The following is a 12870-nucleotide window of genomic DNA, read 5'->3' as shown; positions in this document are numbered from 1 at the left end:
CTAATCAGTGTTGTTAAGAATATGTTCAATAGCTAGAGCAGTGGATAAAAGACTTTGATCATTGCCACTGTAGCTTGAGAGTAGAATTCCTGTAGGACGCCCATTTGAGTCAGTTCCATTCGGAAGTGAGATGCTTGGCATATCTAAATAACTGCCTGGCATGGTTAATCTGAGTGTCTTGAGGTTTATTTGGGTGAATAAGGCTTCATCTGCCTCTAAAGATGCAAGCTCTGGGGCGGTATGTGCAGTTGTTGGCATCAGTAAAAATCCTTCAGCCAGTTCTACTTTTAACTTTGCTTTTAAGTGCTGTGCCATCTGATAAAGATGGATTTGGCTAGACGCCAATGTATTTTTTGCCGAAAGCAGACGTTTTCGGACCCGTTGATCCATGAATTCTGCTTGATCACTTTGTAACAAGGCTTCATGTAAGGTATATGCCTCAGCAGCACCTAACCATTGACCTGAGTCAATCAAGGTTTGTGCCTGATCGAATGCATCTATGCGTTGATGCACAACCTGTATATCTGCCTGTTGAAGTATTTCAATTGTTTGTATGAAATTTTGCTTCACAGCGTCTTGAATATTTGGATGCTCAAGCAGTTCTAAATCAATATAGATTTGAATGTTCTTTGGCTTAGGCACAGATGGCATGTTTGCTTGATATTGCTCGAGTAATAACTGATCCAAGACCATACAGTCACGAACACTGCGACTGATTGGACCTAAGCTATCCAAGCTTGCTGCAAGAAGAAAGACTCCTTTTTTACGATAACGTGAACCACTACTTCGATAACCCACTAAGCCATTAAAGGATGCAGGAATCCGAATAGAACCTGCAGTATCCGTTCCCATAGAAATTGGTACAATTTTTTGTCCAACAGATGTTGCGGCGCCTGATGAAGACCCCCCAGGAATGCATAGTGGATCAGCTACATTCTTGGGTGTACCAAAGTGTGGGTTTAGACCTAGGCCAGAGTAAGCAAACTCAGTCAAATTGGTTTTTCCGAGATTGATCATGCCCATACGAGTCAATTGCATGACGACATCTGCATCATGCTGAGCAATGGCATGATGCTCTCGCGTTTTTGAACCTGCAGTAGTTATCGTTCCTTGCACATCAAAAAGGTCTTTCCAAGTAATGGGAATACCATCAAACACAGATAGCGGTGCATGGGCTTTCCAACGTTCTGTTGAAGCACGTGCTTCTCGATAAGCGCGTTCCAAGCTCAAGGAAATAAAAGTGCTGTCATTCACCTGTTGTATAACATCACACGCTCTTTCCAATTCTTGGAGTGGGTCGGTTATTCCTTGTGCATATTGCTTTGATAAGGAAATCGCATCATCCATGCTATACTCCTGATAATTGTATATTTTAATAATAAATACATTTTTAAATTGAATTTAATCTTAAATTAAAACTTGTAAAGAGTAAATAATGTACGATTAAAAAATAATTTATTTTTGATTTTTTATTTAATGTTTAATAATATCAATAAATTATATTATTTACTTTAAGATGTATTCTTTAATAAAATAATCATTAATTAAAAGTGGCTCAAAATTTCACTCAATTTATTGCTATTCCAAATAAGACGATTGAATTTGACGAAGTGGATATTTTTTTAACGAATCATTTAACGGCTTTGAAATTTTGAAGATTTTTCCGGTGATTCTCTTGTTGGATGTTTTTGTGATAAAGATAAATTTATCTCAATGGTTTTAAAATTAAGATAAATAACTTGCTCACAGCACTGTCGTTGCGTAAGGTAAATCATCAAAAAAATAATTTAAGGTATTGGGGATGTTGGTTTTAGAAGAAGTTTATAAAAGTAAAAAAGCAGAAAATTCTGAGCAATTCAATTTACGTATACATCGCGGCTTAAGCTGGCTCAAAAAAGCGGTGATTCTGCAAAGCGATCTTGATTTGAAATTCATCAGTTTATGGATTGCTTTAAACGCAATCCATCCGCAATCGGTTAAAACCAATAATGACGAGCAAGATTTTAGCCAGTTTTTCAATTCCTTAGTGCGATTAGATCGAGAACAAAAAATTCAACATATTGTTTGGGACAGATATCATGATGCGATTGCTCGACTGATTGAAAGTCCCTATACGTTTCAAAATTTTTGGGATGATCAAAATCAAAAAATAAATCAGAAAGTATGGAAACAAGCATTTCTTGCAGAAAAAAAGCAGGTGTCTGAAGCACGACAAGCGCAAGATACAATCTGCTTATTGAGAATTGTTTTTCAACGTTTATTGACTTTACAACATCAACTTATACTGGGTGGAGCAACCTATAACAGCTCAATGAATCGCAAATTACTGCAAGATGGTTGTAATATTTTGATTGCAGTCATCCCAGCAAGTATGCATATTATTTTGGAAAATCCTCAAAATTTTGATTTTGATACGCCGTTTTATCCATTATTACAAGTGTCATGAATTGAAAGTGCACAAGCCTTCATCACGTGAGAACTTATTGTGTAGATTGTTTTTTAAGCAGATTTGATTCTATTGATATAGAGGCGATCTAAAAAAGAAAACACTGCTGCTCCAAATTCTAAACTTAGCCCAACCAAGCTGGTCATTGTCCAGCCTCCGTGATGCCAAGCATATTTCGTACACTGAAGAGACATGTTGTACATGACAGTGTATTTCCTACAGGAAAAGAAACAAATTCAGTCTTGTTTGAATATATTGAAGTTTATTCCAATCGAATCAACAGGCATTCTGCAATTGGTGGGTTAAGCCTAAAGTATTTGAGCAAAAATATTTTAAGCATTTAGCGGGAAACCCTGTCTACAATACTGATTAGTATTAGTTTTAATTTGTGAGACTCAATAGCGGCTGAGCTTATCCGCAAGGTTAGCTATACGGTTCAGACGGCAAGACTGTGCATCTAACATTTGTCCCTGTCCTTCGGTTTTAGGATCCCAATGACAATACTTACTGGTGTTTTCCCACCATGCTGCGATCTCATCCATCTGCTGGTCTTTTTTCACACTGTCTGGACGACTGATGATTTTGGCAAAGGCCTGTTCAACGCGGTTCTTATGTTGAGCATATTCTTGGTCCATACAGCTTTGCATCTCAAATGTTACAGCACCACTTTGCTTGATGCATTGACCATAACTGCTGCTTAATTTGGCATGAATATAAGAATTATCTGGAAGAGGGTGAGCTATTTCATCATCGGCAAAAGCTGCAAAAGGAAGAAAAGAGATAAACAATAATGTAGTACCTTTAAATTTTTTCATATGTTTAACCTTTAGTTTTATCTTGATCTCGATGTTCGTTCTTGAGTATTTCTATGCTTTGATTTGCATTATTGCAATAAAATCAGATAGCGTTGCAATTGTGCAGTACGGGCTGCTGTACGTTGTATATCATTAAGTAAAATTTGCAAGTTGTCTGGCTGTGATTGACCATACAAGGTTGTTTCCAGTCCAGCATCACTTTGACGTAATTGTAGCCAAATACGTTGTGATGCAACCAGTTTCGTTTTCTGGGTAGCATTCAAATGCGATTGTAATTTTTTATAGATACTATTCAATTGCTTATCTTGACGTTCCTCCTCATCTTTTAGACAAGCTGCCTGTTCAATAATGCCTTGGGCACTGTTGTCACAGTTTATAAAAGCTTGGCTTAATAATAAGTTTTCATTTCCTATTGGTGCAGCGAAGACCAAGCTTGAAAAAGTACATAAAAAACTGATCGGTAAGTATGCTAATCGTATTTTGTTCATAAGGGATAAACTCTGGGTTGATCTATGAGGATGAATATTGGTTATTGTGCGAGTTGAAAAACTGTGCTTGAGTATCGTCAATCACGCTTTAGCAAAGACAAGACAAGGTTGTCATTTTGACCAAAGTGTATCAATTTTAAATTTGAATAATCATGGATATTTGGATGTGTTTTCCAAAAATATTGAGTGTCCTGTACAAATTTCTTTAAAGCTCTGAGATTTATCTTCCGTATAATTACTGCTCCTCAACTGTTTATTCATATAACTTCAAGATAGTAACCCGCAGATCCATTTAAATTGTGTACATCGTATTTTTAGGAATTTTATCGCAGGCTATTGATGTGAATATATTATGATCGATTTTTTCACACAATAGTTCCAGTGAATATTATTCAAATAGAATGATTTCGGTGTCGGTATTTTTGATTAAATAATTAAGTCTCTTAAAAAATCAAAATCCCTCAAATTTTGAAGGATTTTGATTTTAGAATACTTTAAATGGTCTGTGCTTTATTGAGATATAGACGATCTAAAAGAGAAAACAGGGCAGCTCCAAATACCAAGCTGAGTCCAACCAAGCAGGTCATGGTCCAACCTCCGTGATGCCAAGCATAAACGCCCAATGCCGAACCACAGGCTCCTCCAGTGAAATAGGCGGTCATGTAGATAGAATTAATGCGAGATTTTGCATCTGGGCGTAGGCGGAAAATAATGTTTTGATTGCTGGTATGTACCACAGCCAATCCAAAACTAATGAGACCATAGCCGAGAATGTATGCAGTTAAGTTTGTTCCCCCTAGATAGAGCAGTCCCCAACTTAAAATCATGACAACAATTCCAATCCAAGTCAGAACTGAGGTGTGTCCTCGGTCAGCAATTTTCCCAATTTTTGCAGTCGCTAGTGCACCGAAGACACCAATCAATGTGGCTACACCAACCAATACATCTGGCAGGTTAAAGGGTTCTGAGGTCAGCAAAACAGCAATGGTAGAAAACAAAATACTCATGGCTGCGAAAACAAAACCACCAATAATGGCGCGGTAAACTAAACGTCGCTCTTGTTTAAGCAGCAAAGCCATTGAATGGAAAATTCGTGCATAGCTCATTTTTAAAATGGGCACATGGGGTAGGCGAGTTTTCAGTAAATAAGCCAGAATCAGCATCAGTACGGCACTGACAAAATAAATCAGTTTCCAGTTAAATAAATTTGATAACAAGCCTGCAAGACTGGTTGAAAGCAATAACCCAACCAAGAGTCCGCTCATCAGAAAACCAACGACTTCACCTGTTTTCTCAGGTTTTACGGCCATGGTTGCAAGTGGGATAAGAACTTGTGCAGCAACAGAAAATAGGCCTGTAATGATGGTACCTGCCCAAAGCATAGGAAGATTAATGGCAAAAGCACACATCAATAAACCAAGGGCAGCACAAAACATCAGCCAAGGAATGAATTTGATTTTATTGACGATATCACCCATAGGCACAATAAATAACAGCCCAAGTGCATAAGATACTTGTGCAAAAGTCACAGTAAGCGCAACTTGTGACTCTGGCATATTAAAATATTGTTGAATGGAGTGAATTAAAGGTTGGCTATAGTAGTTTGCTCCTGCACATAAACCACAGGCAATCGCCATCAGCCAAAGTAATGCTTTATTCTGGCTAATATCGAGTTGAGCATTCATAAAAATTTCCTAGTTCTTGAAGTTACATACAATAAGCGGTTGCTTCAATTTCAATGAGCATTCCTTGTAAGGCAAGACACGGGACAGGAATTAATGTGCAGGCTGGAAAATTTTGATTTTTCCAAAGCTGTTGCATTTCCTGAATTAAAAACTGATGTTTTTTAGGGCTATGATCGACCACGAGTATTTTTAAAACAGCAATATCCATTAATGATGCATCTACTGCATGTAAAGCATGTTGCAGATTGATAAAAGCTTGATGAACTTGTTGAGCAAAATCTTTGGATAATTGTCCTTGTTGGTTTTCACCACCTTGTCCAGATATGTGCAAAATACGCAAGTAATGACGTACTTCAGCTACATGACTATACGCAAATGCTGTGGGATTATAAAGCGTATTCGGGTTGGTCATCTGAAATGATTTGATTTGTGGAAGATCTGATTTGGAATTCATACTGGCTACATTCTATCAAAGGGACACTTTGCTAGTATCAAAGCTCAGGTTAACTTGAGGTCAAATAAAAAGACTAAGAAAAAACCGAAGTAAATGATCGTATTTATCAATGAACAATCAATAGCTTGCTAGATCACGAAAATCGTCATAAAGAGAAAAGGGAGATAATTGCAGCAGTATTGTTCAGCATATAACAAGTATATAGGTTGCTTATCTTTGCTTTGATGATCTTATGAAATTCCAGTAAGTACTGACTAGAATTTCGTAGGGGCATATCTTGAGCAAGCGATTGGCTATTTTTATATTCAATCTATTCAAATAGCCCTGAACTTAAATAATGAGTTGTGAATCTACAATCTTGCCCGTTTTCCCTAACCAAAAGGGGCGATTGACTGCGCCATGCCCAAACCAATTACATTGGTAGAGTGGAATCTTGAGGGGTTCTAAGTGTTCTGCCACAATTTCTGTAATGCTTTGAGGGACGTTTTTCTGTGGACACTGATAAAAATCACCTAACACCACAGCTTTGAGCTGAGATGTATCAATACTTTGTAAAAGTTGAGTGAAAGCGCGTTCAATGCGGTAATATGGCTCCCCAACATCTTCGATCAGCAAGGTACTGGGTTGATCAAGTGCCAAACGATCAGGTGTTCCTTGTAAACTACAGAGTACCGTTAAATTACCTCCTAATACTTGCAGGTTCTCAAGCACTTGATTTTGAGTAAAACTATTTAAAGCAGATAGCGCGTAGAGATTCTGTTTATTTGAATCTGCTGTTAATAGGCTGATGGTTTTTAATGCATCATAAGATATCGGGGAGTTATCTAGATTTTTAACTGCAATTTCTTGAAATACAGGTGCATGTAAAGCTTGACCACCATGCATGGCAACATAATTCAACAACACCGTCGTATCTGAATATCCAATAATCGGCTTATTTAAAATCCATTCACCTAAAAAGGGCAATAACATCGCGGCGCCTGTACCACCACGACCACACCAAATTGCATCAACAGTGGGATCTAAACTCGCTTGTTTTAAATCTTCTACACGTTGCTCGATGGTACCAGCCAAATAACGGTATTGTGCAAAAACATGCTGTCCTAAACTGACTTGATGACCTAAGCGTTGTAAATGAGTTTGAGCCAATTGGATACTTTCAATATCTACGCACGCACTTGGCGATACAATTTTAAAATGCATATTTCTTCCAAACTTTTGCAAAACTTAATGTGCCAGTTTCTTTTTAGATAAGGTGATCATCATGACACCGATAATATTCAACAAGCAACCAAACCATTGTATCGCATTCATGTGTTCACCCAACAATGCAACTGCCAAAATAATGGTGAGAATGGGACCAATTGAACCAATCATCGCGGCTTGAGCTGCGCCTAAGCGAGAAATACTTTGAGCCACTAAAATTGTAGGCAATACAGTAACCAATAAACCCAGTGCAATACCATACCAAATCACGGATATAGGCAATTGATTAAGCAGTTGTATAGGCTGAGGGGTCGCAATAGCAAAATGAGTTAAAGTACCAAAACAGGCGATGCTCAAAGCCAAACCTGTGTAATTCCATGAGCCGAATTTTTGGATCAAGCGTGGTGTCATCAATAAATAGGTGGCAAAGGATACAGCACTGGCAAAGACTAAACTCACCCCTAACCAGAAATTACCTTCATGCGGAACTGTGCTCTGCTCCTGTAACATCACAATGACTGTTCCACCATAGCTTAAAGCAATTGCGATAATGGTTCTAAAATTTAACTTCTGTTTATAAATGAAACTTGTAGCGATTACAGTGAGCGTTGGATAGAGGAATAAAATAATTCGTTCAAGTGAGGCGCTGATATACATTAAGCCTGCGAAATCTAACCAGCTGGAAAAATAATATCCCATCAGACCGGCAGCGATTAACAATAGCCAGTCTTTGTGGGTGATGTTTTTGTTATGGTGCCGATTGAACCAACATAACAGAAGAAAGAAGGGCAATGCACTAGCCATTCGTAGAGCCATAAGGACTGTACTATCTACTAATGGAGATAAGGCATAGGCTTGTTTAATAAAAATAGCTTTAGTGCTAAACAGGAACGCTGCACCCAGAGCGAATATTGAACCAAGCTGTGTGCTAGAGATAGAAAGTTTCATGAATTTGACTGCGTTAACGATGTCATCATTCGACATGTATATTTGAATAAACAGTATAAATGCTGTTTTTCATCAGGTGAAATGCAAAAAAGCAATTAATCTGCATAATAAAAGGAATACAAGGTAAGGAGTTAATGCTTTGTGCAAATTTTTACTGGATGGATCGGCATCAATTAAATAAAAAAATGATCAAAATCAACGCAGAGTAATTGGTTTTAAATCCCTTAAGGGGAGTGTATTGTTTTTTGCACAAAAGTGGTGCAATTTATATACAGTTCAACTGAATGCTATTTAGTACTATTAATTGACAAAATGGCAAATCGAAAAACAGTAAAAATTTTTGTAAGTGGTTTTGGTTGAGCTGTCGGTTAATGAGATCATTTATTCCAAGTACTTTTTTTTATTAATGAAATTAAAAAATGGAATGAAAATGGACTTACATTATTGACTAAAAAAATGTCATAAAAAGCCAATTCAAGCTAGATTGAAACAGTTATAAATTGTCAGAAATGCCAATGTTGGGAATGATATTTAGCTTAAATCTATTGTTTTATAGTGTATTTGAGCCGTAATATAAACGCTAGAAAAAGGTAAAAAAATGCCATAAATGCCAATTCATTACCGCAGATTTTGCTGAAAAGTGGCAAGGATGTGATGGAAAAATCATCAATTAGTGGAACTGGAGTCAATGGATGACCAAAAAAGCACGCTGGGTATTACAGGAAAAATACAATAATTTGAATAGTGGGTATATCTTGTAATGATATTTATGAATCATCAGTTCAAAATATGGGTATTTATTAAATAAATATTGGGTGGTATTTTAAAAAAGTTCAATTAGAATCCAAAAATTCATAACAAACGCATCTGGGGGAAGCATCGTTTATTGACGATGTTGACTTAAAGAAAAATTAGCTTGAGGAACGCTCATGCAGATTGGAATCCCAAAAGAAACTGTTGTCGGTGAAAACCGGGTAGCTGCAACGCCAGAGACAGTAAAAAAGTTGATTAGTGCTGGTCATAGCATTGTCATTGAACGTGGAGCCGGTAAAAAAGCTGCATATATTGACAGTGCTTATGAACAAGTTGGCGCCAAGATCACGGATGATGCCTATACGGGCAGTCAAATGATTCTGAAAGTTCGCTCGCCGCAAGGAGACGAAATTCAAAAACTTGCTGCGGGTACAACCGTCGTCGCAATGTTTGACCCGTATCGCAATACTGAACTTGACCAATTTGCGTCACAACAAGTGTCTGCATTTGCGTTAGAGCTTTTGCCTCGTACACTTTCACGTGCGCAAAATATGGATGTATTGTCCTCTCAAGCCAACCTTGCAGGTTATAAGTCAGTGCTTCTTGCTGCCGCGGAATATCAACGTATGTTCCCAATGCTAATGACTGCTGCAGGTACAGTTAAACCAGCACGTGTCGTCATTATGGGTGTTGGGGTTGCAGGGCTCCAAGCAATTGCAACTGCAAAACGTTTGGGTGCTGTGGTTGAAGCCACGGATCTACGTCCAACTGCGCGTGATCAAGTCGAATCATTGGGCGGAAAGTGGTTGGATGTTCCAATGTCTGACGAAGAGAAACAAAAGGCTGCCGATGCTGCTAAAAATGGTTATGGCTGGATGCCGGGTGAGCAATATATTCAAGATCAAGCTGTCATCGTAGATAAAGCGGTATCAAATGCAGATATCGTGATTACCACTGCATTGCTGCCAGGTCGTGATGCTCCACGTTTAATTAAGGCTGAAACTGTTGCCAAAATGAAACCAGGTTCAATCATTCTGGACATGGCAGTGGAAACGGGTGGAAATGTTGAAGGTTCCAAGAATGGTGAAAATGTTGTCACGGATAATGGTGTGACCATTTTGGGCATTCCAAATATTCCTTCTACAGTTTCAACAGAAGCTTCGGCTTTGTATGCACGTAACGTATTTAATTTTGTTGAAACCCTGTTTGATAAAGAGAAAAATTTTGCGATCAATCAGGAAGACGAAATTCAAAAAGCACTTCTAGTAACTCATGGCGGTCAAGTACTGCTGAAGCGTGGTTAAGGAGAGTCATCATGGTTGAAACTATTACTATTTTCGTCTTAGCCATCTTTGTTGGTTACTATGTGGTGTGGGGGGTTACACCTGCATTACATACCCCGCTAATGGCGGTAACCAATGCATTGTCCTCAATTATTATTGTTGGTGCAATGCTGCAAACTGTAGGAATTCCGGGTGTTGTTGAAGCAAACGTACAATTTCAGTCTGTGAATGTTGTCAGTGTGCTTGGTGCAATTGCAGTGTTCTTGGCAAGTATTAACATTTTTGGCGGTTTCGCAGTGACTGCACGTATGCTTGAAATGTTTAAGCCAAAGCAAAAGAAGAAAGAGGGCTAATCTATGGAATTTATTCGAGAATATGCGGATTGGTTCTACCTTGTTGGTGCAGTCCTTTTTATTTTGACTCTACGTGGTCTTTCAGGTCCTAAAACTGCGATTGCAGGTAACCGTTACGGTATGATCGCTATGGCGATTGCCGTGATCACGACTTTCTTTGTTGCAGATCATCCTGTGGTTTGGATGATTGGTGGAGCAATGGTATTGGGCGCTATCGTGGGTATTGCACGGGCTCGTACTGTTCCAATGACGCAAATGCCTGAAACGGTAGCGTTGATGCATTCACTTGTGGGTTTGGCTGCGGTATTGATTGCAATTGCTGCGATTTTGCATAATAACCAACTGACAGCTTTATTCGCGCAAAATGAATCTGCTTTAACGGCTGCAGGCGTACAGCATGCACATATGAGCAAGGTTCATTTATTTGAATTGTTTGTGGGTTGCTTTGTCGGTGCGATTACTTTTACTGCATCTGTGTTTGCTTATGGCAAACTGGCAGCGAAGAAATGGGCGAAAACCATTTCTGGTGCTTGGGTTAAACCTGTTCAAGCCATTGTTTTTCTTGCGATGCTTGCTTGTGGTGTGTACTTCTTTACCACTGGTAATATGCAAGCTTTCTGGGCGATGACTGCTCTTGCACTGGTCTTTGGCTGGGTGTGGATTGCACCAGTTGGTGGTGGTGATATGCCAGTCGTGGTATCACTTTTGAACTCTTTTTCGGGCTGGGCTGCGGCAGGTATTGGCTTTACGCTTGAAAACAACATGTTGATTGTTGCAGGTTCACTGGTGGGTTCTTCAGGTGCAATTCTGTCTTACATCATGTGTAAAGCGATGAACCGTTCAATCATCAATGTATTGTTTGGTGGTGCAATGGGGGGCGCGGCGGTTGCTGCTGCGGACAAAGGTGAGCAGGTTCAGCGTAACTACCGTTCTGGCTCTGCGGATGATGCAGGCTTCTTGATGTCAAATGCTGACAGCGTTGTGATTGTACCAGGTTATGGTATGGCGCAGGGTCGTGCACAAAACGCAGTCAAAGAATTGTGTGAAATATTGAAAGAGCAAGGTGTAACTGTTCGTTTTGCAATCCATCCAGTTGCGGGTCGTATGCCTGGTCATATGAACGTATTGTTGGCTGAAGCTGATGTTGCATATGAAGATATCTTGGAAATGGATGAGATTAACTCAGACTTTCCTGCAACAGATGTGGTGTTGGTGATTGGTGCGAATGACGTTGTTAACCCTGCAGCCAAAGATGATCCAAGTTCACCAATTTATGGTATGCCGATTCTTGAAGCGCATAAAGCACGTACCATTATGGTCATCAAGCGCTCTATGGCAACAGGTTATGCAGGTTTAGACAATGACTTGTTCTACAATGACAAAACCATGATGATCTTTGGTGATGCCAAGAAAGTTGTTGAAGAGATGACCAAAGCAATCAATGGTGGTGGACACTAAGCCAATATCGGATTAAATTCACACCAACCCTCCTTTGATCAAGGAGGGAGCTTAACCGCCTTCGGGCGGTTTTTTATTATTCACTGTTTGATGTTATTATTTTGATAAAATTGACTGAATAAAAAATGATGAATCAACCATTTAAAATAATCCATCAAAGCTCAGGAATTTGTCTGGCACTTTTCTTGTCTATAGCGCACGCACAAGTTTTTGAAATTCAAAATGGTTCTAAACACTATGATGCCATTATTGATATTGCGTGTGAAAAAGATCAATGTGGTGCCAAGGCTGAAGTAAAATTATTTAAAAAGGGCAGTAAAACGGTATTTCAAGCATTTCATTCTGATGAAATGACCCTGTACTTGGATGAAGATTTTAAACCGAGCGTTAATATGATCCAGCTCTATGGCGAACAAAGTCCTTTGATTTTTGATGATTTTAACTTCGATGGAACAGAAGATCTTGCGATTAGAAACGGCAATTATGGTTCTTATGGCGGTCCTGTGTATGATATTTATGTATTTAATCAGAGCAAGAATCAATTTGTTTTGAGTCAGGAGTTGTCTGTACTCACTCAAGAAAATTTAGGTATGTTTGAGCTGGACAAAAAGCGTAAACGCATCATTACCTTTAACAAAAGTGGCTGTTGCTACCATATTCGTTCTGAGTATCAAGTTGTACCTAGAAAAGGTTTATTGCTGGTTCGCGAGTTTATTGAGGATGAACTCACTTCAAGTGGAAATCAGGTTAAAGTTACAGAGCGTCAATTAATTAATGGAAAATGGAAAGAAAAAACCAAGTATTATTCAACTGAGAAATATTATGGTCAATAATCGCTATTTAAAAGTTGTTTAGTCTAATAAAAAGATAGAAATCGCTGTTCACTTTTATGTGATTTAGTCCTATGTATGTTGTTTAATCTTAGGCCTACAAAGGCTTAATCTGTTTGATGAATCATGAAAAACATTGTTTCACAAGCAT

At 38.6% G+C, this 12870-nt stretch carries 12 protein-coding genes and 1 pseudogene; 6 read left to right on the top strand and 7 right to left on the bottom strand.

Annotated features, from left to right (window positions below):
- Positions 1-1347 carry an amidase family protein gene (locus OSH00_RS03545; protein ID WP_266129247.1) on the bottom strand — a complete coding sequence of 449 codons (1347 nt, stop codon included), beginning with the start codon at positions 1345-1347 and terminating at the stop codon, positions 1-3.
- Positions 1348-1801: 454 nt separating this feature from the next.
- On the opposite strand from OSH00_RS03545, the gene OSH00_RS03540 reads away from it, so the two are divergent.
- Both OSH00_RS03540 and OSH00_RS20520 read left to right on the top strand, forming a co-directional pair.
- Positions 1802-2446: a HEPN domain-containing protein gene (locus tag OSH00_RS03540; RefSeq protein ID WP_266129246.1), complete on the top strand. Its 645-nt coding sequence runs from the start codon at positions 1802-1804 to the stop codon at positions 2444-2446.
- A gap of 131 nt (positions 2447-2577) precedes the next feature.
- A pseudogene (locus OSH00_RS20520) lies at positions 2578-2819 on the top strand (IS3 family transposase); the annotation flags it as partial.
- Positions 2820-2841: 22 nt separating this feature from the next.
- On the opposite strand, the gene OSH00_RS03535 reads toward OSH00_RS20520, so the two are convergent.
- The 6 genes from OSH00_RS03535 to OSH00_RS03510 form a co-directional block, all read right to left on the bottom strand.
- On the bottom strand, positions 2842-3261 hold the full coding sequence (locus OSH00_RS03535; protein ID WP_266129245.1) for a hypothetical protein: 420 nt from the start codon (positions 3259-3261) through the stop codon (positions 2842-2844).
- Between the two features lie 68 nt (positions 3262-3329).
- Complete coding sequence (locus OSH00_RS03530) at positions 3330-3749, bottom strand: lysozyme inhibitor LprI family protein (RefSeq protein WP_266129244.1); 420 nt, start codon at positions 3747-3749, stop codon at positions 3330-3332.
- 494 nt (positions 3750-4243) lie between these two features.
- Positions 4244-5434, bottom strand: coding sequence for an MFS transporter (locus OSH00_RS03525; protein WP_266129243.1), 1191 nt, complete (start codon positions 5432-5434; stop codon positions 4244-4246).
- Positions 5435-5456: 22 nt separating this feature from the next.
- Positions 5457-5888, bottom strand: a complete 432-nt coding sequence (locus OSH00_RS03520; protein ID WP_266129242.1) for a RidA family protein — start codon at positions 5886-5888, stop codon at positions 5457-5459.
- A 330-nt stretch (positions 5889-6218) separates the two neighbouring features.
- Complete coding sequence (locus tag OSH00_RS03515; protein ID WP_266129241.1) at positions 6219-7091, bottom strand: LD-carboxypeptidase; 873 nt, start codon at positions 7089-7091, stop codon at positions 6219-6221.
- Positions 7092-7115: 24 nt separating this feature from the next.
- Entirely contained in the window at positions 7116-8042 is a 927-nt protein-coding gene (locus OSH00_RS03510) for a DMT family transporter (RefSeq protein WP_266129240.1), read from the bottom strand.
- A gap of 929 nt (positions 8043-8971) precedes the next feature.
- On the opposite strand from OSH00_RS03510, the gene OSH00_RS03505 reads away from it, so the two are divergent.
- The 4 genes from OSH00_RS03505 (at position 8972) to OSH00_RS03490 (ending at position 12722) form a co-directional block, all read left to right on the top strand.
- On the top strand, positions 8972-10099 hold the full coding sequence (locus tag OSH00_RS03505) for a Re/Si-specific NAD(P)(+) transhydrogenase subunit alpha (RefSeq protein ID WP_266129239.1): 1128 nt from the start codon (positions 8972-8974) through the stop codon (positions 10097-10099).
- A gap of 11 nt (positions 10100-10110) precedes the next feature.
- Positions 10111-10431: a proton-translocating transhydrogenase family protein gene (locus OSH00_RS03500; RefSeq protein WP_196076456.1), complete on the top strand. Its 321-nt coding sequence runs from the start codon at positions 10111-10113 to the stop codon at positions 10429-10431.
- 3 nt (positions 10432-10434) lie between these two features.
- Positions 10435-11889, top strand: a complete 1455-nt coding sequence (locus tag OSH00_RS03495) for an NAD(P)(+) transhydrogenase (Re/Si-specific) subunit beta (RefSeq protein WP_266129238.1) — start codon at positions 10435-10437, stop codon at positions 11887-11889.
- Positions 11890-12014: 125 nt separating this feature from the next.
- Positions 12015-12722 carry an XAC2610-related protein gene (locus tag OSH00_RS03490; protein ID WP_266129237.1) on the top strand — a complete coding sequence of 236 codons (708 nt, stop codon included), beginning with the start codon at positions 12015-12017 and terminating at the stop codon, positions 12720-12722.
- Positions 12723-12870 lie beyond the last annotated feature (148 nt).

The sequence above is a fragment of the Acinetobacter nematophilus genome, from assembly GCF_026344175.1.
GTDB classification, from domain to species: Bacteria; Pseudomonadota; Gammaproteobacteria; order Pseudomonadales; family Moraxellaceae; genus Acinetobacter; species Acinetobacter nematophilus.
The sequence above is the reverse complement of the archived record's forward strand: the minus strand, read 5'-3'. Positions and strand labels throughout refer to the sequence as shown.

What these genes read in the sequence shown, in the direction of transcription:
- OSH00_RS03545 (WP_266129247.1), bottom strand. Translation starts at nt 1,347, where the DNA reads ATGGATGATGCGATTTCCTTATCAAAGCAATATGCACAAGGAATAACC.
- OSH00_RS03540 (WP_266129246.1), top strand. Translation starts at nt 1,802, where the DNA reads ATGTTGGTTTTAGAAGAAGTTTATAAAAGTAAAAAAGCAGAAAATTCT.
- OSH00_RS03535 (WP_266129245.1), bottom strand. Translation starts at nt 3,261, where the DNA reads ATGAAAAAATTTAAAGGTACTACATTATTGTTTATCTCTTTTCTTCCT.
- OSH00_RS03530 (WP_266129244.1), bottom strand. Translation starts at nt 3,749, where the DNA reads ATGAACAAAATACGATTAGCATACTTACCGATCAGTTTTTTATGTACT.
- OSH00_RS03525 (WP_266129243.1), bottom strand. Translation starts at nt 5,434, where the DNA reads ATGAATGCTCAACTCGATATTAGCCAGAATAAAGCATTACTTTGGCTG.
- OSH00_RS03520 (WP_266129242.1), bottom strand. Translation starts at nt 5,888, where the DNA reads ATGAATTCCAAATCAGATCTTCCACAAATCAAATCATTTCAGATGACC.
- OSH00_RS03515 (WP_266129241.1), bottom strand. Translation starts at nt 7,091, where the DNA reads ATGCATTTTAAAATTGTATCGCCAAGTGCGTGCGTAGATATTGAAAGT.
- OSH00_RS03510 (WP_266129240.1), bottom strand. Translation starts at nt 8,042, where the DNA reads ATGAAACTTTCTATCTCTAGCACACAGCTTGGTTCAATATTCGCTCTG.
- OSH00_RS03505 (WP_266129239.1), top strand. Translation starts at nt 8,972, where the DNA reads ATGCAGATTGGAATCCCAAAAGAAACTGTTGTCGGTGAAAACCGGGTA.
- OSH00_RS03500 (WP_196076456.1), top strand. Translation starts at nt 10,111, where the DNA reads ATGGTTGAAACTATTACTATTTTCGTCTTAGCCATCTTTGTTGGTTAC.
- OSH00_RS03495 (WP_266129238.1), top strand. Translation starts at nt 10,435, where the DNA reads ATGGAATTTATTCGAGAATATGCGGATTGGTTCTACCTTGTTGGTGCA.
- OSH00_RS03490 (WP_266129237.1), top strand. Translation starts at nt 12,015, where the DNA reads ATGATGAATCAACCATTTAAAATAATCCATCAAAGCTCAGGAATTTGT.